Source organism: Streptomyces monticola (assembly GCF_042665355.1).
In the GTDB taxonomy this organism is placed as follows: domain Bacteria; phylum Actinomycetota; class Actinomycetes; order Streptomycetales; family Streptomycetaceae; genus Streptomyces; species Streptomyces monticola.
Genome location: NZ_JBHTCF010000006.1, coordinates 445,691 through 468,835 on the forward strand (window position 1 = coordinate 445,691; position 23,145 = coordinate 468,835).

21 protein-coding genes, 1 tRNA gene and 1 other RNA gene are annotated in these 23,145 nt (G+C 71.2%); 8 read left to right on the forward strand and 15 right to left on the reverse strand.

The window, feature by feature from the left end; translation table 11 throughout:
- Positions 1–64: 64 nt before the first annotated feature.
- Positions 65–361 carry a type II toxin-antitoxin system VapB family antitoxin gene (locus ACFQVC_RS17975; protein ID WP_003986294.1) on the reverse strand — a complete coding sequence of 99 codons (297 nt, stop codon included), beginning with the start codon at positions 359–361 and terminating at the stop codon, positions 65–67.
- A gap of 421 nt (positions 362–782) precedes the next feature.
- Between ACFQVC_RS17975 and ACFQVC_RS17980 the strand changes: the two genes are divergently transcribed.
- On the forward strand, positions 783–2,315 hold the full coding sequence (locus ACFQVC_RS17980; protein WP_381831485.1) for a helicase HerA-like domain-containing protein: 1,533 nt from the start codon (positions 783–785) through the stop codon (positions 2,313–2,315).
- A 137-nt stretch (positions 2,316–2,452) separates the two neighbouring features.
- Here the strand turns inward: ACFQVC_RS17980 and ACFQVC_RS17985 are convergent, their stop codons facing one another.
- The 5 genes from ACFQVC_RS17985 to ACFQVC_RS18005 all read right to left on the reverse strand — a co-directional run bounded on the left by ACFQVC_RS17985 (position 2,453) and on the right by ACFQVC_RS18005 (position 6,641).
- The gene (locus ACFQVC_RS17985) at positions 2,453–4,033 is read right to left on the reverse strand and encodes a M28 family metallopeptidase (RefSeq protein WP_381831486.1); all 1,581 of its coding nucleotides are present in this window, start codon (positions 4,031–4,033) and stop codon (positions 2,453–2,455) included.
- A 262-nt stretch (positions 4,034–4,295) separates the two neighbouring features.
- Positions 4,296–4,478 carry a hypothetical protein gene (locus ACFQVC_RS17990; RefSeq protein WP_381831441.1) on the reverse strand — a complete coding sequence of 61 codons (183 nt, stop codon included), beginning with the start codon at positions 4,476–4,478 and terminating at the stop codon, positions 4,296–4,298.
- 62 nt (positions 4,479–4,540) lie between these two features.
- Positions 4,541–4,900 carry a hypothetical protein gene (locus tag ACFQVC_RS17995; protein WP_381831442.1) on the reverse strand — a complete coding sequence of 120 codons (360 nt, stop codon included), beginning with the start codon at positions 4,898–4,900 and terminating at the stop codon, positions 4,541–4,543.
- 73 nt (positions 4,901–4,973) lie between these two features.
- A complete protein-coding gene (locus ACFQVC_RS18000; RefSeq protein ID WP_381831443.1) occupies positions 4,974–5,858 on the reverse strand; it encodes a 2-hydroxy-3-oxopropionate reductase in 885 nt (294 codons plus the stop codon).
- A 186-nt stretch (positions 5,859–6,044) separates the two neighbouring features.
- On the reverse strand, positions 6,045–6,641 hold the full coding sequence (locus ACFQVC_RS18005; protein ID WP_381831444.1) for an HhH-GPD-type base excision DNA repair protein: 597 nt from the start codon (positions 6,639–6,641) through the stop codon (positions 6,045–6,047).
- A gap of 107 nt (positions 6,642–6,748) precedes the next feature.
- Between ACFQVC_RS18005 and ACFQVC_RS18010 the strand changes: the two genes are divergently transcribed.
- Together ACFQVC_RS18010 and mgtE are read left to right on the forward strand one after the other, a co-directional pair.
- Positions 6,749–7,675, forward strand: coding sequence for a cation diffusion facilitator family transporter (locus ACFQVC_RS18010; RefSeq protein WP_381831445.1), 927 nt, complete (start codon positions 6,749–6,751; stop codon positions 7,673–7,675).
- A 32-nt stretch (positions 7,676–7,707) separates the two neighbouring features.
- Positions 7,708–9,060 (forward strand): magnesium transporter, encoded by a 1,353-nt coding sequence (gene mgtE, locus ACFQVC_RS18015; RefSeq protein WP_381831446.1) that lies wholly within the window; start codon positions 7,708–7,710, stop codon positions 9,058–9,060.
- Between the two features lie 55 nt (positions 9,061–9,115).
- Here the strand turns inward: mgtE and ACFQVC_RS18020 are convergent, their stop codons facing one another.
- The 3 genes from ACFQVC_RS18020 to ACFQVC_RS18030 all read right to left on the reverse strand — a co-directional run bounded on the left by ACFQVC_RS18020 (position 9,116) and on the right by ACFQVC_RS18030 (position 11,007).
- Positions 9,116–9,742, reverse strand: a complete 627-nt coding sequence (locus tag ACFQVC_RS18020; RefSeq protein ID WP_381831447.1) for a TetR/AcrR family transcriptional regulator — start codon at positions 9,740–9,742, stop codon at positions 9,116–9,118.
- A gap of 132 nt (positions 9,743–9,874) precedes the next feature.
- Positions 9,875–10,372 carry a MarR family winged helix-turn-helix transcriptional regulator gene (locus tag ACFQVC_RS18025; RefSeq protein WP_381831448.1) on the reverse strand — a complete coding sequence of 166 codons (498 nt, stop codon included), beginning with the start codon at positions 10,370–10,372 and terminating at the stop codon, positions 9,875–9,877.
- Positions 10,373–10,389: 17 nt separating this feature from the next.
- Positions 10,390–11,007, reverse strand: coding sequence for a TetR/AcrR family transcriptional regulator (locus tag ACFQVC_RS18030; protein ID WP_381831449.1), 618 nt, complete (start codon positions 11,005–11,007; stop codon positions 10,390–10,392).
- Between the two features lie 220 nt (positions 11,008–11,227).
- On the opposite strand from ACFQVC_RS18030, the gene wrbA reads away from it, so the two are divergent.
- Positions 11,228–11,836, forward strand: coding sequence for an NAD(P)H:quinone oxidoreductase (gene wrbA, locus ACFQVC_RS18035; protein ID WP_381831450.1), 609 nt, complete (start codon positions 11,228–11,230; stop codon positions 11,834–11,836).
- A 22-nt stretch (positions 11,837–11,858) separates the two neighbouring features.
- Here wrbA and ACFQVC_RS18040 read toward each other — a convergent pair whose 3' ends face one another.
- From ACFQVC_RS18040 to ACFQVC_RS18050, 3 genes are all read right to left on the reverse strand, one after another.
- Positions 11,859–14,093, reverse strand: coding sequence for an ATP-binding cassette domain-containing protein (locus tag ACFQVC_RS18040; RefSeq protein WP_381831487.1), 2,235 nt, complete (start codon positions 14,091–14,093; stop codon positions 11,859–11,861).
- 253 nt (positions 14,094–14,346) lie between these two features.
- Positions 14,347–15,504 carry an agmatine deiminase family protein gene (locus ACFQVC_RS18045; protein WP_381831451.1) on the reverse strand — a complete coding sequence of 386 codons (1,158 nt, stop codon included), beginning with the start codon at positions 15,502–15,504 and terminating at the stop codon, positions 14,347–14,349.
- A gap of 194 nt (positions 15,505–15,698) precedes the next feature.
- A complete protein-coding gene (locus ACFQVC_RS18050; RefSeq protein ID WP_381831452.1) occupies positions 15,699–17,435 on the reverse strand; it encodes a flavin-containing monooxygenase in 1,737 nt (578 codons plus the stop codon).
- A gap of 116 nt (positions 17,436–17,551) precedes the next feature.
- Between ACFQVC_RS18050 and ACFQVC_RS18055 the strand changes: the two genes are divergently transcribed.
- Positions 17,552–18,226, forward strand: coding sequence for a TetR/AcrR family transcriptional regulator (locus ACFQVC_RS18055; protein ID WP_381831453.1), 675 nt, complete (start codon positions 17,552–17,554; stop codon positions 18,224–18,226).
- Positions 18,227–18,350: 124 nt separating this feature from the next.
- Here ACFQVC_RS18055 and ACFQVC_RS18060 read toward each other — a convergent pair whose 3' ends face one another.
- Positions 18,351–19,280 carry an EamA family transporter gene (locus tag ACFQVC_RS18060; RefSeq protein ID WP_381831454.1) on the reverse strand — a complete coding sequence of 310 codons (930 nt, stop codon included), beginning with the start codon at positions 19,278–19,280 and terminating at the stop codon, positions 18,351–18,353.
- A 235-nt stretch (positions 19,281–19,515) separates the two neighbouring features.
- On the opposite strand from ACFQVC_RS18060, the gene ACFQVC_RS18065 reads away from it, so the two are divergent.
- A complete protein-coding gene (locus ACFQVC_RS18065) occupies positions 19,516–20,385 on the forward strand; it encodes a LysR family transcriptional regulator (RefSeq protein ID WP_381831455.1) in 870 nt (289 codons plus the stop codon).
- Positions 20,386–20,470: 85 nt separating this feature from the next.
- On the opposite strand, the gene ACFQVC_RS18070 is transcribed toward ACFQVC_RS18065, so the two are convergent.
- Both ACFQVC_RS18070 and ACFQVC_RS18075 read right to left on the reverse strand, forming a co-directional pair.
- Positions 20,471–21,067: an NAD(P)H-dependent oxidoreductase gene (locus ACFQVC_RS18070; protein WP_381831456.1), complete on the reverse strand. Its 597-nt coding sequence runs from the start codon at positions 21,065–21,067 to the stop codon at positions 20,471–20,473.
- A gap of 119 nt (positions 21,068–21,186) precedes the next feature.
- Positions 21,187–21,274 (reverse strand) — tRNA-Ser (locus ACFQVC_RS18075).
- 72 nt (positions 21,275–21,346) lie between these two features.
- Between ACFQVC_RS18075 and ffs the strand changes: the two genes are divergently transcribed.
- Together ffs and ACFQVC_RS18085 are read left to right on the forward strand one after the other, a co-directional pair.
- Positions 21,347–21,445, forward strand: an RNA gene (gene ffs / locus ACFQVC_RS18080) — signal recognition particle sRNA small type.
- 75 nt (positions 21,446–21,520) lie between these two features.
- Positions 21,521–23,145 (forward strand): DNA polymerase III subunit gamma and tau (locus ACFQVC_RS18085; RefSeq protein ID WP_381831457.1); only part of this gene is annotated, 1,625 nt, incomplete at its 3' end.

Genomic DNA, 23,145 nt, shown 5'->3' on the forward strand with positions numbered 1-23,145 from the left:
GACCCAACCCAAAAGGGTCAATGCGCACTTGAGGGGCCGTCAGCGCCCACAAGGGGCGGGCGGATCAGCCCAGTTCGAGGACGCGGGCGTGCAGGACCTGGCGCTGCTGCAGGGCCGCGCGCACGGCGCGGTGCAGGCCGTCCTCCAGATACAGGTCGCCCTGCCACTTCACGACGTGGGCGAAGAGGTCGCCGTAGAAGGTCGAGTCCTCGGCGAGCAGCGTCTCGAGGTCCAGCTGCTGCTTGGTGGTGACGAGCTGATCGAGGCGGACCGGGCGCGGTGCGACATCCGCCCACTGCCGGGTGCTTTCCCGGCCGTGGTCGGGGTACGGCCGGCCGTTTCCGATGCGCTTGAAGATCACACGGAAAGCCTACCGGGCAAGGGGCTCCGGGCGCAGCCATGGCGACGGAGTGCGAGGCTGGGAAAAGATGCAGCAAAACTGGGCATACCGGGAACAGTCAAACCGGGAACAGGGGCCTGAAATGAGCGAGAGCGAGCCGAACGTGCCCGAGGGGACGCAGTCCCCGGCGAACACGACGGGAGCCCCTACAGGCGTACCCCCCACGGGTGAGCCCGCACGTCCCGAGGCTGACGCGCCGCCCGCCGAGCCCCCCGCGGCCCCTGCGCAGGCACCCACGGCCGCGCCCGGGACCGCCGCGGCCGCCGCTGCGGCAGCCGCCGCCCCCGCCGGCGGGGTGGCCGCTCCGCCCGCCGAGCCCACCGCCACCGCCGGTGTCGCGCCCGAGGCCGTCAGCTCCGCGCCCGCGCTGCCGCAGGAGGCCATGGAGATCGCCTCCGGCTATGCCTTCTCCGGGGAGGCCCTCGATCTGGGGGCGCTGCTGTGGGACGGGGTGTGCCTGCCGGACGTACAGGTGCGGATTCCGCTGCCGATGCTGAACCGGCACGGGCTCGTCGCGGGCGCCACCGGCACCGGCAAGACCAAGACGCTGCAGCTCATCGCCGAGCAGCTGGCCGAGCAGGGCGTGCCCGTCTTCCTCGCCGACATCAAGGGCGATGTGTCCGGGATCTCCGCGCCCGGCGAGGCGAACGACAAGGTGCAGGAGCGGGCCAGGGACGTGGGCCAGCACTGGGAGGCCAAGGGGTTCCCCAGTGAGTTCTACGCGCTCGGCGGGATCGGTCCCGGGATTCCCGTACGGGCCACCGTCACCAGCTTCGGGCCCGTGCTGCTCGCCAAGGTGCTGCAGCTCAACCAGACCCAGGAGCAGTCACTCGGGCTGATCTTCCACTACGCGGACCAGAAGGGCCTGGAGCTCCACGACCTCAAGGACCTGCGGGCCGTCGTCACCTTTCTGACCTCGGACGAGGGCAAGCCGGAGCTGAAGAACATCGGCGGCCTCTCCACGGTCACCGCGGGGGTCATCCTGCGGGCGCTCACCGCCTTCGAGGCGCAGGGCATGGCGCCGTTCTTCGGGAATCCCGAGTTCGACGTGAGCGAGTTCCTGCGGCTCGCCCCCGACGGGCGCGGCCAGGTCTCCGTGCTCGAACTGCCCGCCGTACAGGACAAGCCGCATCTGTTCTCGACGTTCCTGATGTGGATGCTCGCCGATCTGTTCAACAACCTGCCCGAGGTCGGCGATGTGGAGAAGCCCAAGCTGGTCTTCTTCTTCGACGAGGCGCATCTGCTGTTCAACGGCGCCAGCAAGGCGTTCCTGGAGTCGATCACGCAGACCGTGCGCCTGATCCGGTCCAAGGGCGTGGGTGTCTTCTTCGTGACGCAGACACCCAAGGACGTGCCCGGCGATGTCCTCGCCCAGCTCGGCAACCGCGTCCAGCACGCGCTGCGCGCCTTCACGCCCGAGGACCAGAAGGCGCTGAAGGCCACGGTGAAGACCTTCCCCAGCTCCGCGTACGACCTGGAGGAGACGCTCACCTCGCTCGGCACCGGTGAGGCCGTGATCACCGTGCTCAGCGAGAAGGGCGCGCCCACTCCGGTGGCGGCGACCCGCCTTCGGGCGCCCGAGTCCCTGATGGCGCCGATCGATGCCGCCGCGCTCGACCAGGCGGTCAAGGCCTCGCTGCTCTACTCGCGCTACGCCGAGGCCGTCGACCCCGAGTCGGCGTACGAGGTGCTCACCGCGCAGCAGACCGAGCGGGAGGCGCAGAAGCAGGCGGAGCTCGAGGCGGCCGAGGCCGAGAAGGCGGCGCGGGCCGCGCAGCGGGCCGGCGGCGGGCAGGACGCCTCGATGGTGGACCAGGTGGTGGGCTCCGGGATCTTCAAGTCCCTCGCCCGTTCGCTCGGTACGCAGATCGGCCGGGAGATCTCGCGCTCGATCTTCGGCACGCGCCGGCGGTGACGGCGGCTTCCGTGGCCGCGGGACACACGCGATCCGCGGGACACACGCGATCCGCGGGACACACGCGATCCGCGGGACACAGGCCGGGCCGCCCCTCGGTGTTAGGGACGGCCCAACCTGCCGATGGTGTACGGGAGTTACTCGGCCACGCGGTCGTGGTCGGCGTGCAGACCGCCGCCCGAGCCGTCGCCGCCCCCGGTCGGGGCGGACGTGACCGGCTTGGTGAGCGAGCTCAGGTCATGGGCGTAGGTGCCCACGGCGTTGGCGATGACGCCGATGTTGATGCCGAAGGCCTTCATGTCGATGTTCTTCAGGTCGTCGCACTTGGCGTGGTAGCAGGGGTCGTACGCGGTGCCCGCCGTTCCGCCCCACTTCGCCGCCTGCGCCTCGGTCTTGACGCCCTCGGCGCCCGTGAAGGTGCCGCCCGAAGGGATGCCGACCGCGATGAACGGGCCGTAGTCCGAGCGTCCGTCGAAGTCCGTGCCCTCGTGCGGGGTACCGCGCTTGTCGAGGAACGCGTTGATGTCGCGCTCCAGTTGGGCCGAGCCCTCGGGGCCCGGGCCCGCGCCCTTGCCGTCGGAGTCGTCGCCGTCGTACACGAACTGGCCGTAGTTGGGCGAGGCGATCATGTCGAAGTTCAGATAGAGCTTGAGCTCCTTCTTCTGCGCCTCGGTGAGCTTCTCGACCCACTTCTCGGAGCCGATGAGGCCGTTCTCCTCGGCGGACCAGAGGGCGAAGCGGATCTTGTTGCGGGGCTGCTTGTGCTCTTCCGCGAGTTCCAGGGCGACTTCGAGCAGTCCGGCCGAGCCCGAGCCGTTGTCGTTGATGCCGGGGCCCGCGCTGACCGAGTCCAGGTGGGCGCCGAGCATCACGGTGTTCGCGCTGCTGCCGCCGCGGGTCTCGGCGATGACGTTGTTCGTCTCCCGGGTCTCCTGCAGCTCGCGGATCTCGAAGTTCACCGTGACCTCGCCCGCGGCCACGTCGGCGGCGAGCTTCTCGCCCTCGGCCTGGGTGATGCCGCCGGTCGGGATCTTCGCGGCGGCCGGGTCGCCGAGGGTGCCGGCCAGGGCGCCCGGGACGTTGTTGTAGACGATCGCGCCGATGGCGCCCGCGTCGGCCGCCGTGGCCTGCTTCTGCGCGAAGGTGCAGCCGCCGCGCTTGATCAGGGCGATCTTGCCGGTGAAGGCTCCGGAAACAGAAGAGCGGCCCGAAGGGCCTCCGTTGAGGGCGGTGGCGGGAGACGGGAGGGCGTAGTCGGTGGCCTCGCAGCCGGTGGTGGCGTCCACGGGTACGTGGGCCACGGCGGCCTTGACGCCGCCCACCGGGGTGGACTTGGTGTACGTCATCGACTCGATGGCGATGTCGCGCGGCGCGGGCGAGACGACGGAGAGCTTCTCGGCGAGCGTCTCGGTGTAGATGAACTCGAACCGGTCGTAAGCGACCTTGTAGCCGGCCTTCTTGAGCACCTTGTAGACATACGCGGCGGACGCGTCGTGGCCCGGTGAACCGGCGGCGCGGTGGCCGCCGTTGGCGTCGGCGATCTCCTGCAGCTTCCGCAGGTGTTTGTACGCGTCCTTGGCGGACGACTCCCGTACCAGCTCCTTTGCGAGCTTCCTGGCGTCCTTGGCCGGGTCCCCGTGGCCGCGGTCGGCGGCGGCCGGGACGGCGGAGGCGATCAGGAGCGGTGTGGCGAGCGCGACGGCAGCGAGGGCCGCCACGGATCTGTGTGCGTTCACAGAGGTCCTTCCCCAAAGGCAGTGCGAACGAGGTGGGAGGACGGTAGCGATGCGCACCGCCCCCGGCAATGGGAGTACGGCAGTTCGCGCGCGGTTTGCCCCGGTCGGCCCTCGTGCCGCGTACCGGTCGGCCCTGTGCCCGTCGGCTCCGTGTCCGTGCCCGTCGGCCCCGTGTCCGTGCCCGTCGGCTCCGGGCCGGCCGGCCCCCGCGTCCCGCCCCGGGCCGGGACGCGGGGGCACCGGGTCAGTTCCGGTCGCCGGGTCCTGCGGGCTCACCGTCGAGGGGCGTCCTGGGCGGCTGGTCGCGCGGGGTTTCGGGCCGCTGCTCCTGCTTCACCGAGTCGGTGTGGACCGCCTTCACTCTGTCGTTGCGGACGGCTTCGGCGCGCAGCAGGGCGTGCAGCACCGCATAGGGGTCTTTGGGCATGGGGGTGTCCTTGCGCTGAGCTGGGTGAGCTGGTGCCTTGACTGCCTGAGCGAGCAGGTCCGTCAGCAGCGCAGGACGACGGTGCCGGTGAGGGAGGGGGAGTACGGCCCTGGTCTGCCCGCGAGCTGCGGGCGGGCGGCGCGCGGTGCCGTACGGGGCCACCGTGCTTGTGCCGGGCGGCGGTTGGCGAGGCGGCCGGTGTGGGCCGTACGCGGCGTAGCGGCGTCGGCGTCGCAGTGGGCCTCGGTCCCGGCGGGTTCGCCCGGGGCGGAGACCGGCGGCGGGGCGGCGGCCGGTTCCGCCGCGGTGGGAGCGGCCGTCACCAGGGCGGTGCAGAGCAGGGCGACAAGGAGCACGAGTGCCCTGGGCACCCAGGCGATGCACGCCTTGGGCATCCGGGCGATGCACCGGAATCCGCTCATGGGACGTCATGTCCCCGGGAGCGGGCGGAACCCGGCCGTCAGGCGCCGAGTTCCGCCCAGAAGGCGTACAGGCCTACGCCTCGTTGTCGCCGCTGAGGCGCTCGACGCCGCGCAGCAGCACCGAGTGGTCGAGGTCGCCCCAGCCCTGGGCGCGGGCGGAGGCGATCTGCTGGGCGGCGATCGCCCCCGCGGGCAGCACCGCGCCGACGGTGCGGGCGGCCTCGGTGACGATGCCCATGTCCTTGTGGTGCAGATCGACCTTGAAGCCGGGCCGGTACTCGTGGAGCAGGAAGTTCTCCATCTTGCGGGTCAGGACGGCGGACCCGGCGAGCCCGCCGTTCAGGACCTCGAGGGCCGCCTTCAGGTCGACGCCCGACTTCTCGAGGAAGGTGACGGCCTCGGCGCAGGCCTGCAGGTTCACGGCGACGATCAGCTGGTTGGCGGCCTTCACGGTCTGGCCCGCGCCGTGCGGACCGCAGTGCACGATCGTCTTGCCCATGGCTTCGAGCACCGGCCGGGCGGCGTCGAAGTCGTCCTTGTCGCCGCCGACCATGATCGAGAGAACCGCCTCGACCGCGCCCGCCTCGCCGCCGGACACCGGGGCGTCGAGGACCCGCAGGCCGTGGTTGCGGGCGTTCTCGGCCAGGTCGATCGAGGTCTGCGGGGTGATGGACGAGTGGTCGATCAGGAGAGCGCCGGGGCGGGCGTTCTCCAGGATGCCGTCCGTGCCGTACGCCACGGCCTCCACCTGCGGGGACGCGGGCACCATGGTGATGACGACATCCGCGTCGCGGACCGCGTCGGCGATGGTCGCGGCCGCGGTGCCGCCGGCGGCGACGAGGGCCTCGGTCTTCTCCGGGGTGCGGTTCCAGCCGGTGACGGTGTGCCCCGCGCGGACGAGGTTCACGGCCATCGGGCTGCCCATGATGCCGAGGCCGATGAAGCCGATCTTTGCCATTGGGATGCCCCTTGTGAGTAGCGTGCCGATCTTTCCGTTATACGGAATCAATGCTCCGTTTTGCGGAATGCACTGTCAAGGGGCGACCGTCCCGCGCACTCGCCCTCCTCGCGTACTCACTCGCCCCTCGCGCTACTCACCCGTCCTTCTCGGCCGCACTCACTCACCCTTCTTGGCCGCACTCACTCACTCACCCTTCTTGGCCGCCGCCTTCATCTCCTGCTTGTACGCCCGCACCTTGGCCAGCGTCTCGGGGCCGGTGATGTCCGCGGCCGAGCGGAACGCGCCCTTGTCGCCGTACGCCCCCGCCGCCTCGCGCCAGCCCGTCGGCGTGACGCCGTACTGCTTGCCGAGCAGGGCCAGGAAGATCTTGGCCTTCTGCTCGCCGTAGCCGGGCAGCGCCTTGAGGCGGCCCAGGAGCTCCTTTCCGGTGGCCGCGTCCTTCCATACGGCTTCGGCGTCACCGCCGTACTCGTCGACGAGGTACTGGCAGAGCTTCTGCACCCGGCCCGCCATCGAGCCCGGATAGCGGTGCACGGCCGGCTTGGTCTTCAGGAGCTCGGCGAACTGCTCCGGGTCGTACGCCGCGATGTCGTGCGCGTCCAGATCGCCGGCGCCCATCCGCTCGGCGATGACGTAAGGGCCCGCGAACGCCTTCTCCATCGGCACCTGCTGGTCGAGCAGCATGCCCACGAGGGCGGCGAGCGGGCTGCGGCCGAGGAGCTCATCGGCCTCCGGCTGCTGTGCGAGATGGATGTCGGCGGGCTTCGGTGCTTTGGTCATGCCTCGATGATGGCGCCCCGGATGCCCGGCTGCGAGCGCGTCCGCCCCGTGGGCGCCTGCGTACATCCCGTGTGCGCACGCGTACATCCCGTGATCGACTGGTGACCATGGGGCATGACCACGGGGCGCCGTCCGCGGCCTCCGGCACCCTCAGCGGCACGTACCGCAACCGGCTGCTGATGACCATCGGGATCAGCGGCTTCATCACCGTGCTCCAGGTCGTCGGCGGACTGCTCTCCGGCAGCCTCGCGCTGCTCGCCGACGCCGCGCACAGCCTGACCGACGTCATCGGCGTCTCGCTCGCCCTCGGCGCGATCACCCTGGCCCAGCGGGCGCCGACGCCACGGCGGACCTTCGGGTTTTTCAGGGTCGAGATCTTCTCCGCCGTGCTCAACGCGCTGCTGCTGCTCGGCATCTTCGTATGGGTGGTGTTCTCGGCGGTCGAGCGGTTCAACAAGCCCGTCGAGGTGCAGGGCGGCCTCGCCTTCGTCATCGCCGTGCTCGGCCTGCTCGCCAACCTCGTGGGCCTGTGGCTGCTGCGCGAAGCCAAGGACCACAGCCTGAATCTGCGCGGCGCCTATCTGGAGGTGATGGGCGACGCGCTCGGGTCCGTCGCCGTGATCGTGGGCGCGCTGATCATCCTCTTCACCGGCTGGCAGGCCGCCGACCCCATCGCCGCCATCGTCATCGGGCTGCTCATCGTGCCCCGCTCCTGGTCCCTACTGAAGGACGCCGGGCATGTGCTCCTCGAGGCCACTCCGCAGGACATGGACCTGGCCGAGGTACGCCGGCACCTGCTGGACGAGCCCGGCGTCGTGGACGTACACGATCTGCACGCCTGGACCGTGACGTCGGGAATGCCGGTGCTCACCGCCCATGTCGTGGTCGAGGCGGAGACGCTGCGCGCCGAGGACCAGGGCCGGCTCCTGCACCGGCTGCAGGACTGCCTCGGGGACCACTTCGACGTCGCGCACTCCACACTCCAGCTGGAGCCCGTGGGCCACCAGGAGGGGGAGGGCCCGCTCCATGACTGAGACGGACGCCTCATGACCGAGACGGATACCTCATGACCGAGACCCGGTACGCCGAGGATGTGCGGCTCGCCGACCTCGTGGCACGGCACGACGTCGGCCACCTCGAGCAGTGGCTCGAACAGCGGCCCGCGTACGAGATCGCCGACGAGATCAGCCGGGCCGACCAGGTGACCGCCGGAGTCTGCTTCCGGCTGCTGCCCAAGGACCGGGCCGTCGAGGTCTTCGGCGAACTGGACGGCAACGAACAGCAGAAGATCCTCTCCGCCGTACGCGACCAGTCCTTCCGCGACATCGTCGAGGGCATGGACCCGGACGACCGGGCCAGGCTGCTCGGCGAGGCCCCCGCCAACTTCACGCAGCGGGTGCTCGCCGGGCTCTCCGCCCGTGAGCGCGAACTCACCGCGCCCCTGCTCGGCTACGACGCCGGCTCCGTCGGCCGCTATATGACGCCCGAGATGGTGCGGCTCAAGGAGCAGTCCACGGTCGGCGAGGCCCTGGAGCGGGTACGGCGCGAGGGCGCCGAGGCCGAGACCGTGAACACGCTGCCCGTCACCGACGCCGGGCGCCGTCTGATCGGTGTGGTGCTGCTGCGCGACCTCGTGCTCGCCGATCCGCAGGACCCGCTCACCGGTCTGGTCGACCCCGCCCATCCACGGGCCCACGCCGCGGACACGGCGGAGTCCGCGGCGCGCCTCATGCAGGAGGCCAACCTCCTCGACCTGCCCGTGGTGGACAGTGAGGACCGGATCGTCGGCCTCCTGACCATCGACGACGCCCTCGAAGTGATCGAGGCCGCCGACACCGAGGACATCGCCCGGCAGTCCGCGGCCAGTCCGCTCGACGGGCACTACATGTCGGTGGGTGTGGTGCGGGTCGCGCGCTCGCGGGTCGTCTGGCTGCTGCTTCTCATCATCGCCGCCACGCTGACGGCGAAGGTCCTGCAGGCCTTCGAGGGGGAGCTGGAGGAGGTCACGGCCCTGGCCATCTTCATTCCGCTGCTCGTCGGCACCGGCGGCAACGTCGGCGCCCAGGCCGCCACCGGCGCGGTGCGGGCCATCGCGGTGGGTGAGGTGCGCCCGGGCGATGTGATCCGGGTGGTGTGGCGGGAGTGCCGGGTGGGGTTCCTGCTCGGGTCGATGCTGGGCGCGGTGGGGCTGCTCTTCGCCTGGGTGATGGTCGACGACTCGGGGATCGCCGTCACGGTGGCGCTGACCCTGGTGGTCGTCTGCGCGTGGGCGGCGGTCATCGGCGGGGCCATGCCGCTGTTCGCCCGGAAGGTGGGGATCGACCCGGCGGTGATCTCCGCTCCGCTGGTGACGACCTTCGTCGACGCGACGGGCCTGATCATCTACTTCCTGATCGCCCGGGCGGTGCTTGGCCTGTAGGCGGCTCTCAGCCACGCGCATGCCCGGCCTCCAGGGTCCGGCCTCCGGCGCGCGCTCACCTCCGTACGTACGCCCCCGACCGCGCCGCCGCCACCGCCGCCTCGGCCGCCCGGTCCGCCGCCGCCTCGTCCAGGGGCGCGCCGGTGGTCAGGAGGCGGTAGTAGAGGGGTGCCGAGACCGCGCGTACCACCTCGTGGGGGTCCGTGTCCGAGGGCAACTCGCCCCGCTGGACGGCCTGTTCCACACACCCCGCCCATTCACCGACGCGGGTCTCGTAGAAGCGGTGCAGCGCGGCGGCCGTGCGGGCGTCGCAGGTCGCCGCCGCGATCACGGCCTTGAAGAGCGGGCCCTGCCGGGCGTCGGAGAGAGTGCCCTGCACGAGGCGGGCGTTGGCCCGCAGATCCTCCAGGAGCGAGCCGGTGTCGGTGCGCGGCGCGGACTGCTCGGCCATGTCGAGGAGCAGATCGGCGACGAGTGCCGTGGGGGAGCCCCAGCGGCGGTAGACCGTGGTCTTGCCGACCCCGGCGCGCTGGGCGATGTCCCCGAGGTCGAGGGCGGCGAAGCCCTGCTCGGCGAGCGCGTCGCCCGCGGCGTCGAGTACGGCGCTCCGGACCCGGGCGGTGCGCCCGCCGGGGCGGACGGTGCCGGGCGCGGAGCCCTGGTCGGGGTTCTCGTCAGCCATGACCGCCATGCTAACGGGTAACTCGTTCCCTTAAGGGGCCCTCGGCTCTCGGGCTTCGGCCCTCGGCCCTCGGCTCTCGGGCTTCGGCCCTCGGCCCTCGGCCCTCGGCCCGTACGCCTCAGACCGCAAGCCTCAGTGATGCCAGGCCTTGCCGCCGGTGTTGTGGATCATCCGCTGGAGCACCTTCATGGTGGTCAGGAACTCCGCGTCCGAGATCCCGTCGTGGACCTGTGCCAGCGACTTCACCTGGCGGTCGGTGGCGCGGCCGAGCAGCTCGGTGCCCTCGGCGGTCAGGGTGAGGTGTTCGTCGGCGTCGGAGCTGATGAGCCCGCGGTCGAGCAGTTCGTCGATGTCCGGGTTGAGCGCGGCACCGACGTCCAGATAGCCGCTCAGCATCGTGAACACTTCCGTCCGGTCGCGCTCGCCGTCCCTCAGCTGGTTGAGCACCCACCACTGGGGCTGGCTGAGTCCGACCTCGGTGAGGCCGGCGCGGATGTAGTCGACGACGGCCTTGTGCGCGGCCCAACTCCAGTACCCGATGGGCTGCTTGACGAGCTCTTCGTCGCTGTGCGTGTAAATGCTCTGCGGTGCAGTCGAAGGGGCCGCGGGCGTGGCCGGTGAAGTAGTCATGCCATGAACGTAGAACCTCAATCGAACTTGAGGTCAAGGCCGAGCAGTTGGTCGATCGCGTCCTTGACCCGCTGGACCGGGAAGCCGCGTTCGGTCCGCAGATGGTGCAGCAGGCTCGGCACCATCGGCGCGAGCAGCATGTGGGCCAGGACGGCCGCGTCGGCCCCGGGGCGTGCCTGGCTCACCAGCATCGCCACATGGGTGTGCAGGGTCGGATAGGGCCCGCGTCGGTAGCGCGCGCCCGGGTTGGCGGACTCCGCGGCGAGCATCACCGCCTGCTGCTCGTCGACGTGGTCGGCGAGCGCGTGCAGGAAGGCGCGCAGCCGCTCGGCGGGCGGCGCGTCCGGGCCGAGGGGCGGCGGTCCGCTCAAGAAGGCCTTCTGGAGCCGCTGTTCGCGGTCGTCGAGGAGGGCGACGAGAAGCTCCGACACATCGCCGAAGCGGCGGTAGACGGTGCCCACGCCGATGCCGCTTGCGTGCGCGACCGCGTTCATCGTGACCGCCTCGGCGCCCTTCTCGGCGATCAGCCCGGCCGCCGCGTCCAGGATCTTGCGGCGGTTGCGGGCGGCGTCGGCGCGCTCGGGCGGCGGCTGGCCCGCGAGGGGGAGATCGACACGTCGGGGGCGGGTGCTCATGCCCGGAGGGTACCGGCGTACGGCTGAAGCGGAAAGTTATCCGATTGCTTCGGATGACTTCAGCGGTAGGCCTTGCGTAAGCGGATAGCCATCCGTTTAACTGGCTCCCGCTGGAACCGGATAGCAATCCACTCCAACCCGTCCAGCTGTCTGCCTCTCTGTCCAGCTGTCTGTCTCTGTGTCTGTCCGTCTGCTGCCCGCCCTTCCGAAAGGACCTCTCATGGCCGCCAGGATCGCCGTCGTCTACTACTCGTCCACCGGCACCGTCCACCAGCTCGCGGCGGCCGTCGCCGAGGGTGCGGAGAAGGCCGGCGCCGAGGTCCGTCTGCGCCGCGTGGCCGAGCTGGCGCCGGACGCCGCGATCGACGGCAACCCGGCCTGGCGCGAGCATGTCGACACCGTCGCGGGCCAGGTCGAAGTCGCCACGCTCGACGACCTGACCTGGGCGGACGCCTATGCCTTCGGCTCGCCGACCCGGTTCGGCAATGTGTCGAGCCAGCTCAAGCAGTTCCTCGACTCGACCGGCGGCCTGTGGCAGCAGGGCGCCTTCCAGGACAAGCCGTTCACGGGCTTCACCAGCGCCCACAACCTGCACGGCGGCAACGAGTCGACGCTGCTCGCCCTCTACAACACCGCGCACCACTGGGGCTCGCTGATCGTCTCGCCCGGCTTCACCGACCCGGTGGTGTACGGCGCGGGCGGCAACCCCTACGGCACCGTGCACGCCTCCGGCACGGGCCCCGTCGGGGACAGTGCCCTCGACGCGGCCCGGTACCAGGGCGAGCGGCTCGCGAAGATCACCGCCAGGCTCAACGGCCCGGCGGCATGAACAGCCGGGCGGCATAAGGGAGTCAGGCTCCCACGTACTCCCGCAGGTGCTGTGCCGTCAGGGTGTCGGCGCCGGCGACGAGGTCGGCGGGCGTGCCGGTGAACACCACGCGCCCGCCGTCGTGGCCGCCGCCGGGGCCGAGGTCGATCAGCCAGTCGGCGTGGGCCATCACGGCCTGGTGGTGCTCGATGACGATCACCGAATTGCCGTCGTCCACCAGGCGGTCGAGGAGCGCGAGCAGCTTGTCCACATCGGCCATGTGCAGACCCGTGGTCGGCTCGTCCAGAACGTACGTCGAGGACTTCTCGGCCATGTGGATGGCGAGCTTCAGACGCTGGCGCTCGCCGCCCGACAGGGTGTTGAGCGGCTGGCCGAGGCGCAGATAGCTCAGGCCGACGTCGCCGAGCCGGCCGAGGATGGTGTGCGCCTGGCCGGTCGGGAAGAACTCGTACGCCTCGGCGACCGACATCCCGAGCACCTCGCTGATGTTCTTGCCGCGCAGCGTGTACGTGAGCACCTCGGGCGTGAACCGCTTGCCCTCGCACTCCTCGCACAGGGACGCGACGCCGGCCATCATCGCGAGGTCGGTGTAGATGAGCCCGATGCCGTTGCAGTGGGGGCAGGCGCCGGCCGAATTGGCGCTGAACAACGCGGCCTTGACGCCGTTGGCCTTGGCGAAGGCGGTACGGATGGGGTTCAACAGGCCCGTGTACGTAGCCGGGTTGGAGCGCCGCGAGCCACGGATCGGCGACTGGTCGGCCACGACCACACCCTCGCGGCCCGACAGATACCCGTGGATCAGGGAGCTCTTGCCGGACCCGGCGACTCCGGTGACGACGGTCAGGACGCCCTCGGGGATGTCCACGCTGACATCCCGCAGATTGTGCAGATCGGCGCCCTTGATGGAGAGCTGCCCGCGCGGGGTGCGGACCTGCTCGCGCAGCTTCGCCCGGTGCTCCAGGTGGCGCCCGGTGAGGGTGCCCGAGGCCCGCAGGCCCGCCAGGTCGCCGCTGTAGCAGATGTGTCCGCCGTCGGTGCCGGCCCCGGGGCCCAGGTCGACCACATGGTCGGCGATGGCGATCACCTCGGGCTTGTGCTCCACGACGAGCACGGTGTTGCCCTTGTCGCGCAGCAGGAGCAGCAGGTCGTTCATGCGCTGGATGTCGTGCGGGTGCAGACCGATGGTCGGCTCGTCGAAGACATACGTGACGTCGGTGAGGCTGGAGCCCAGGTGCCGCACCATCTTCACGCGCTGCGCCTCACCGCCGGAGAGCGTGCCCGCGGGCCGGTCGAGGCTCAGATAGCCGAGCCCGATCTCCACCAGCGAGTCGAGCAGCTGCCCGAGGCCCGCGACGAGCGGCCCGACCCCCTCGGCGTCGATCCCGCGCACGAACCCGGCCAGATCGTTGATCTGCATCCGCGAGCACTCGGCGATGTTCCTGCCGTTGATCGTCGAGGAGAGCGCGGCCTGCGTGAGCCGCGTACCGCCGCAGAGCGGGCAGTCGGTGAAGACCACGGCACGGTCGACGAAGGCGCGGATGTGCGGCTGCAGGGCCTCGCGGTCCTTGACCAGCCAGCTGCGCTGCATCTTGGGGATGAGGCCCTCGTACGTGAAGTTGTTGGAGCCGACCTTCACTTTGAGCGCGGGCTTGCGGAGCAGGTCCTCCCACTCCTCGTCGCTGAAGTCCACCAGCTTCTTGTCCGGGTCGAGGAAGGGCGCGGCGACCAGGATCGACCAGGGCCAGGAGTCGACGGCGTGCCCGGGAATCGTGACGGCGCCCTCGTTCAGGGACTTGGTGCGGTCCACGATCTGGTCGACGTCGATGTCCGAGACCTTGCCGAGCCCCTCGCACTCGGGGCACATGCCCTCCGGCAGATTGAAGCTGAACGCCCCCGAGGTGCCGATGTGCGGGGTGCCGAGGCGGCTGAAGACGATCCGCAGCATGCTGTACGCGTCCGTGGCGGTGCCCACGGTGGAGCGGGAGTTGGCGCCCATCCGCTCCTGGTCGACCACGATGGTGGCGCTCAGATTGTGCAGACCGTCGACCTCGGGGCGGCCCGGGCTCGCCATGAACGACTGCAGGAAGGCGCTGTACGTCTCGTTGATCAGGCGCTGCGACTCGGCGGCGATGGTGCCGAACACCAGGCTGGACTTGCCGGACCCGGAGACTCCGGTGAACACGGTCAGACGGCGCTTGGGCAGGTCGAGCGAGACATCCGCCAGATTGTTCTCGCGGGCACCGCGGACCTGGATCAGATTGTGGCTGTCGGCGGGGGTGGCGGCGGGGGCCTCGGTCGGCGTCTCGGTCGGGGGCTCGGCCGGGGTGGGGTTCACGGGGCAGTCTCCTTGCGCACGGGTCGAGCTGAATAGCGTACACCGTACTCAATCGTGTGCCCGGGGCGAAGGTGTCATCGATCGCCGGCGAAGGCGTTATCAATCGCTGTCAGCCGCTGTCAGCCGCTGTCAGCCGCTGTCGGCCGCCGCCGTCGGATGCCGCTGTCGGCCGCCGCTACCGGTCGCTATCGGTACCCCGCGGCAGCTGCTGCGTGGAGCAGTGGATGCTTCCGCCGCCCTCCGCGAGGGTGTCCACCGGCAGCTGGACGACCCGCCGTCCCGGGTAGAGCTCCCGCAGCACACCGGCGGCCCGGTCGTCCGCCTTCCGGTCGCCGAACCGGGGCGCGAGCACGGCCCCGTTGATGACGTAGTAGTTGACGTAACTGGCGAGGAAATCGGGGCCACGGCGCCCGATGTCGGCCGGCTCCGGCAGCGCCACGACCTCAAGTCCCTTGCCGCGGGCGTCGACGGCCGAGCGCAGCACCGAGCGGGCCTCCTCGTAGGCCTTGAGCCATACGTCGCGAGGGGCACCGGGGGCCGGGGTGTTGAGCACCACGACGCCCGGCGCCGCGAACCGGGCGAGCGAGTCGACGTGGTAGTCGGTGATGTCCTCGCTCTTCAGCCCTTTGAGCCAGATCACCTCACGGACCCCGAGCATCGCCTTGAGCCCGTCCTCCACCGCGGCACGGCTCGTGCCCTTGTTGCGGTTGTCGTTCACGAGCGAGCTCTCGGTGACCAGCAGCGTGCCCGCGCCGTCCACTTCGAGCGATCCGCCCTCCGCGACCAGGGGCGCCGGGATCCGCTCCAGGCCCTCGTGCGCGAGCAGCCTGCGGGCCACCTGTCGGTCGAGGCCGTGCTCCTGCTTGCCGCCCCAGCCGTTGAAGTGCAGATCGAGCCCCGCGGGGCGGCCGTCCTCGCGCAGCACGAAGGTCGGCCCGGTGTCCCGCATCCACAGGTCGTCCACCGGGATCCCGACGACGTCGACCGTGGACCCGCAGGCCTTCCGCGCGCCCTCGGCGTCCCGCTTCCCGGCGAGCAGCGTGACCGGCTCGAACCCGGCCACCGTGCGGGCGATCCGCGCGATGTCGGCCCGTACGCCCTCGGTGTCGCCGCCCCAGACCGCGGCATGGGGCCAGGCCATGAACGTCCTGGCGTGCGGGTGCGCCTCGTCGGGCATCCGCAGACCCGCGGGCAGGGGGCCGGCGTCGGTGCGGGCGCGGGTGCGAGTGCCGGTGTCGCTCCCGTGCGTCCCGCCGGTGCCGCAGGCGGCCGCCGAGCCGCCGAGCGCCGTGAGCGCGGCGGTCAGCAGCGCCTGCCGTCGGTTCATCGCCATCGCGGTCTCCTCGCCTCTCTCATCCTGCTCTTGCCGCTCGCTTTGTGCGTCCGCTCATTCTGACTGAAATTTCAGTCAGTACGGTTTCCAGCGTACGTCATCGCGCCCGGACAGGCCGGGGGCGATGACGGGGCCGGTGCGAGGGCTGGTGCCGGGGGGCTGGTCGAGGCGTAGAAACCGCGGGCCGTCAGCCGTTAGTCGGCTGCCGGTGTGGCCGGTGTGGCCGGTGTGGCCGATGTGGCCGGTGCGCCGGGGCGGCTGAAGCGTATGCCCCGGTCTTCCAGGGGGCCGCGCCGCAGCATCCGTACGTCGCGCGGGTAGCTCTGGTGCAACCGCCAGGGCGCTGTCGTGCCCTGCTTGGGCAGCGCGTCGAGGCTGCGCAGGACGTATCCCGACTTGAGGTCGATGAGCGGCAGCAGCTTCTCGCCCTCACGCGGAGGCTGAGGCGTGCACACCCGCAGTCCGCGCCGGTCCATGTGGGTGAGCAGGCGGCATACGTACGCGGAGACAAGGTCGGCCTTGAGCGTCCAGGAGGCGTTGGTGTAGCCGATGGTGAACGCGAAGTTCGGCACGCCGGACAGCATCATTCCCTTGTACGCGACCGTGTCCGCGGCCACGGTCTCCTTGCCGTCGACGACCAGCGTCAGACCGCCCAGGGCAAGGAGGTTGAGCCCGGTGGCGGTCACGACCACATCGGCCTCGATCTCGCCGCCGGAGGCGAGCCGCACGCCCTTCTCGGTGAAGCGCTCGATGCCGTCGGTCACCACGGAGGCCCGGCTCCTGCGGATCGCGGTGAACAGATCGCCGTCGGGCACGATGCACAGGCGCTGGTCCCACGGCCGGTAGCGCGGGCCGAAGTGGGTGTCGACGTCGTAGCCGGAGGGGAGCTGACGGCGGGCGGCGAAGCGCAGGGCGCCGCCGACCAGCTTCGGGGCACGCCTGCTGAGCCGGAAGTTGGCGAGGGCGAGCAGGGCGTTCTTCCAGCGCATCGCCCGGCCCGCGATGCGCGTCGGCAGCAGACGGCCGAGCGGCTTGGCGAGCGGGTCGTGGGACGGCAGGGCGAGCACATAGCTGGGGGAGCGCTGCAGCATCGTCACGTGCGTGGCCGTGCCGGCGAGCGCGGGCACGAGCGTGACCGCGGTGGCGCCGCTGCCGATCACCAGGACCCGCTTGCCGCCGTGGTCCAGGTCGTCGGGCCAGTGCTGCGGGTGCACGACGGTGCCGCCGAAGTCCTCGATGCCGGGCAGGTCGGGGGTGTATCCCTCGTCGTAGCGGTAGTAGCCCGAGCAGACGTACAGGAACGAGCAGCGCAGCCGTACCTCTTCGGTGGTGTCCCCGGTCCCGGCCTCGTCCCCGGCCTCGTCCCCGGCCCCGGCCTCGGCCCCAGCCCCGGCCTCGTCCCCGGCCCCGGTCGAGCGCTGGGCGGTGACCGTCCAACTCCCTTGCTCAGATGACCATTCAGCGCGGGTGACACGGTGTCCGTAGCGGACGGCGCGGTCCACGCCGTACTCGCGGGCGGTGTCCTCGATGTACTCGCGGATCGAGGTGCCGTCGACGATCGTCCGCGAGCCCTTCCAGGGCCGGAACGAGTAGCCGAGGGTGTGCATATCGGAGTCGGAGCGCACACCGGGGTAGCGGAACAGGTCCCAGGTGCCGCCCATGGCGTCACGGCCCTCCAGGACGGCGAAGCTCTTGCCCGGAGTCTCGCTGCGCAGCCGGCAGGCGGCGCCGATGCCGGACAGCCCGGCTCCGACGATCAGTACGTCGACGTACTCCGGCGATTGCTGCTGCGGCTGCTGAGTCTGCTGTGTCTGTTGCGGCTGCTGTGGCTCGTGCACCTCGTGCACCTCGTGCACCTCGTGCACCTCGTGCACCTCACACATCTCTTGTGCCTCGTGCGCCCCTCGCAGCTCTTGCGGCTCTTCCGGCATCTCATCTCCCGGCCCTGCGGCGGTCGTTGACGGTGGCCTCCCGGCGACGGTATCGACGCTCTGTCAATAGAGTCAACGGTGTGTCGAGCAGACCGACAGCCAGTAAAGTGCCACGTATGGAGAGGACTTCGGTGCGTTCGGCCCGCGGTCGGCGCGGCTCGCGCCCCTCCGGGGACGACCGGGAGCTGGCCATCCTGGCCACTGCCGAGGCGCTCCTCGGTGAGCGCGCCCTGAGCGAGATCTCGATCGACGACCTGGCGCGCGGCGCGGGCATCTCGCGGCCCACGTTCTACTTCTACTTCCCGTCCAAGGACGCCGTCCTGCTCGCGCTCCTCGACCGGGTCATCGCGCAGGCGGAGACCACGAGCCTGGGCTTCCTCGACCACCTGCCCGATGACCCGGCGCGGCACTGGCGATCCGCGATCAACGCGTTCTACGAGTCCTTCGGTGCCCACCGCGCGGTCGCCCTCGCCTGTGCCCAGGCCCGCAGGACCAACCCCGAGGTGCAGCGCCTCTGGGCGGCGGTCATGGGCACCTGGGTCGACCGCACGGCCACCGCGATCCAGGCGGAACGGGACCGGGGCGCGGCCCCCGACGGCATCCCGGCCCGTGACCTGGCGCTCGTCCTGAACTCCATGAACGAACGCGTCCTGCACGCCGTGTTCGCCGCCGAGGAGCCGGCACTCGCGGAGGCGGACGCCGTGGACACGCTGCTGCAGGTGTGGCTCAGCAGTATCTACTCCACGTACGTCACCACGTACGGCAGTGAAGTGCCTGCGACGGAAAGGTAGTTGACCGCACCCGCGGAGCCGTTGGCCGGCGCTTCGAAGTCACGGCTGTGCTCGGCCGCGCGGTGTGCAGGTGGGCCAGACGTCCGGGCCGGGTTTCCCGCGGTTTCCCGTGCGCGAGAGGGGCCTACCGGCGCCCCATCCGCACCGCCCCGATGCTCGCCGCCACCACGAGTCCGATCGCCAGCCACTGCGGCGCCGCCAGCTCCTGCCCGAGCACCAGCAGCCCGGCGAGCGCCGCGATGGCGGGGGCGAGGCTCATCAGGACCGCGAACGTCGAGGCGGGCAGCCGGCGAAGCGCGAAGAGTTCGAGCGAGTAGGGCAGCCCGGAGGACATCGCCGCGAGTACGAGACCGAACGCGAGCGTCGACGGGACGAGCAGCGCACCGCCCGCGCTCGCGAGCCCGATCGGCAGGCTGACCAGGGCCGCCACACTCATCGCGAGCGCAAGCCCGTCGGCCTTGGGAAACCGCGCTCCGGCGCGGGCGCTCAGCAGGATGTACGCCGCCCACATGGCCCCGGCGCCGAGCGCGAACGCCGCGCCGGCGAGGTTCAGTTCACCGAAACCGCCCGCACCGCCGCCGCCGAGCAGGAAGACACCGGCGAGCGCGAGCGCGGCCCACAGCAGACTGGCGAGCCGCCGCGAGGCGATCACGGACAGGGCCAGCGGACCGAGCACCTCCAAGGTCACCGCGGGCCCGAGCGGTATCCGCTCGATCGCCTGGTAGAAGAGGGTGTTCATGCCGCCGAGCGCGATGCCGAAGCCGCACACCACGGCCCAGTCCGCGCGCGAGTGCCCACGCAGCCGCGGCCGGCAGACGGCGACGAGCAGCAGGGCGGACAGTACGAGACGCAGGGTCACGACACCCAGCGCCCCTGCCCGCGGAAACAGCAGCGCGGCGACCGCCGAACCGAACTGGGTCGACAGCGCCCCTGCCACCACGAGCCCCACCCCACCGAGGCGGCCACGCGGCGCGGCCGGAGTTCCGGCGCTGCGTGCGGTCACTTCGGTCACTTCGGTCGAGCCCGTCGAGGCGGTCGAGGCGGTCGTCGTCATGCCGTCCACGCTACGAAGGCGATCGTCCGGCGTGAAATGCGCGTCGGGCCGCGGTTATGCTCGAAACGCATGACCAAACGCGGCACCCGCGCGCGGGTGTGCCGCACTCAGAACGACCGGCTCTAAGAACGACTGGCTCTAAGAACGACCGGCTTCAGGAACGACCGGTTCTAAGAACGGCTGGCTCTATGAACGACCGGCCCTCAGGGCGGCGTGATCGCGAGGCGACCCCGACATGACCGCAGAACTCCGCCACCTCCGCTGCTTCCTCGCCATAGCCGACGAGGGCACCATCACGCACGCCGCCGCGCGGCTCCACATGAGCCAGCCCGCCCTGTCCCGCACCCTGCGCGCCCTTGAGGACCACCTCGGCGTACGCCTGGTGGACCGCTCGACGCACCACCTCGAACTCACCCCCGGGGGACGGGTCTTCCGCGACCGCGCGGCCGCCGCGGTGGCCGCGGTGGACGCCGCTCTCGACCCCGCGGGCCTGACGTCCTGGCCGCTGCGGCTCGGCCACACCGGGCCCGCGCTCGGCGAGCACACCTCCGAACTGCTGCGCCGCTGGGACCGCAGACACCCGCAGACCCCGCTCGAACTCCTCCGTATCGACGACCGCACCGCCGGCCTCACCCGCGGTAAGGCCGACATCGCGCTGCTCCGCGCCCCGTTCACACAGCCTGGGTACGTCACCGAGCAGCTGCTCACCGAGGCGCGCTTCGCGGTCGTGGCCGTCGACAGCCCGCTCGCCGGACGCACCACGCTGACCCTGGCGGACCTCGCGGACGAGCCGGTGGCGATCAACACGGTCTTCGGCACCACCAGCCTCGACCTGTGGCCGCCGACCCGCCGCCCCACCGCCGTGGTGCCCGTGACCAACACGGACGACTGGCACGCCGCCATCGCCGCGGGCCGCGCCGTCGGCGTCACACCCGCCTCGACCCCGCGGATGAACGCCCATCCCGCCGTCGTCTACCGCCCGCTCACCGACGCCCCCGACATCCCGGTCCTGCTCGCCTGGCGAGAGCGGGGCGGACACCCGGCGATCCCCGAACTGGTCACCCTGGCAAGGGAAATCCTCACGCAGGGCTCGGAGGGCTCGTAGGACTCCTGGAACCCATACGCCTCTTCAGAGGGCCAGAGGGCCAGAGGGCCAGAGGCAAGGGGGTCAGAGGCAAGGGGGGGTGGGCTCAGTCGAGCAGCGCACCGGCGAGCTCCCCGGCAAGCCGCAGCCACCGCGCCCGCTCCGCGTCCCCCGCGTCGGAGACGGTACGGAACACATGACGCCGCACATCGGTCACTCCCACGTACGGCAGCACACAGGCGGCCCAGATCCGCTGCAGCGGATCCCCGAACTCGCTCTCCTCCCGCTCCGCGGGTGTGTCCGAGGTGTTCAGGACCAGCGCGCGCCGCGCCTTCAGCAGCCCGACGGGCTCGCCGTCCGCGGTCCCCAGCTTGTAGGCGACACCGGGCGCGAGGACCCGCTGCACCCACCCCGTGAGCACCGCCGGCGGCATGCCCCACCAGTTCGGATGCACGAAGACCAGCGCATCGAGCCCCGCCACTTCCCGCCGGTGCCGCCCGACCGCAGGATCGTCCCCGTCCGGTACGGACCCGACGGTCCCCGTGCCGTCGGCGGGCAGCAGCGGATCGAACCCCTCCGCATACAGATCCCGCAGGACCACGTCACACCCACGCGCGCGCAGCTCCCGTACGACGGCGTCGGCGAGCGCGTGATTGAAGCTCCCCGCCCGCGGATGCGCCAGATACACCCCGACTTTGCCCATGCCCCCGTCCCTCCCCATGGACTCGCTACGAACTCCCCACGGACCCCCTGCGGCCCTCGTACGACGAAGGGCCCCACAGCGAACTGTGGGGCCCTTCGACATCGTGCCCGGTGAGGCACTGGCGGAGGATACGAGATTCGAACTCGTGAGGGGTTGCCCCCAACACGCTTTCCAAGCGTGCGCCCTAGGCCACTAGGCGAATCCTCCGCCGCAAACAATACAAGACGTTGAGGAGTGCTCGCGAACTCGTTCCCCCCGGTCCGGATCCTGTACTGTGTGCGGAGCCCCTCACGTGGCGCTATCTGACTGAACTCCCCCAGGGCCGGAAGGCAGCAAGGGTAGGTTGGCTCTGGCGGGTGCGTGGGGGGCGCTTGCGTTTGCGGGGGCGTCTTGCGGGGCCCGTAATCCTGAGGGCGGAACCGGTTGTCGGTGGGCACCGATAACCTCGTAGACGTGTCATCCCTTGCGCTGTACCGCCGTTATCGCCCGGAGTCGTTCGCCGAGGTCATCGGGCAGGAGCATGTGACCGACCCGCTGCAGCAGGCGCTGCGGAACAACCGGGTCAATCATGCGTACCTGTTCAGTGGCCCGCGCGGCTGCGGCAAGACGACCAGCGCGCGCATCCTGGCCCGCTGCCTGAACTGTGAGCAAGGTCCCACTCCGACCCCGTGCGGCGAGTGCCAGTCCTGCCGCGACCTCGCGCGCAACGGCCCGGGTTCGATCGACGTCATCGAGATCGACGCCGCCTCGCACGGCGGTGTGGACGACGCCCGCGATCTGCGCGAGAAGGCCTTCTTCGGCCCGGCGAGCAGCCGGTACAAGATCTACATCATCGACGAGGCCCACATGGTCACGTCGGCCGGCTTCAACGCCCTCCTGAAGGTGGTCGAAGAGCCGCCCGAGCACCTGAAGTTCATCTTCGCGACGACCGAGCCCGAGAAGGTCATCGGCACCATCCGCTCGCGTACGCACCACTACCCGTTCCGCCTGGTCCCGCCCGGCACTCTGCGGGACTACCTCGGCGAGGTCTGCGGCAAGGAGGAAAGCCCCGTCGAGGACGGGGTGCTGCCGCTGGTCGTGCGGGCCGGCGCGGGTTCCGTGCGTGACTCCATGTCCGTCATGGACCAGCTCCTCGCGGGCGCCGGCGAAGACGGTGTGACGTACGCCATGGCGACCGCCCTCCTCGGCTACACGGACGGCTCGTTGCTCGACTCGGTCGTGGACGCCTTCGCGGCCGGTGACGGCGCCGCCGCCTTCGAGGTGGTGGACCGCGTCATCGAGGGCGGGAACGACCCGCGCCGGTTCGTCGCCGATCTGCTTGAGCGCCTCCGTGACCTGGTCATCCTCGCCGCCGTCCCCGACGCCGCCGACAAGGGCCTGATCGACGCTCCCGCCGAAGTCGTGGAGCGGATGCAGGCACAGGCCGGTGTCTTCGGCGCCGCCGAACTCAGCCGCGCGGCCGACCTGGTCAACGAAGGCCTGACGGAGATGCGCGGCGCCACCTCGCCCCGCCTCCAGCTGGAGCTGATCTGCGCGCGTGTGCTGCTGCCCGCGGCGTACGACGACGAGCGTGCGGTCCTCACCCGCCTCGACCGCCTGGAGCGCGGCGGCCACTTCACACCGGCCGGCCAGGGCCCCGCCATGGGGTACGCACCGGGGCCCGAGGCGCACGCCCCGGCGCCGCCGCCCGGACCGGCCGTACCGCCCGGCCGTGGACCGGCCGCCGCGCGGGCCGCGGTGCGCGGGGGAGCGGCGCCCGCCGTGAACACCCCGCCCCCGGCGCCGGAATCGGCCCCTGCGGAGCCTCCGGCCCCGGCCGCACCCGCGCCCTCGGCGCCTTCCGTGCCCGAACCCGCTCCGGCGCCGTCCGCACAGCCGCAGACCTCCGGCCCGACCGGTTCCGGCGCGGGCTCCGCACCCGGCGCCTGGCCCACGGCTTCGGCCTCCGGCGGCGGCCCCGCGGGATCGCCCGGTGCGGCTGGTGCGGCAGGTGCGTCCGGTACGCCCGCGGGGGCAGCCCCCGCGGCGCGCCCCGGTGCCTGGCCCACGGCCGCCCCCGCCGGCGGCGGCAGGCCGGC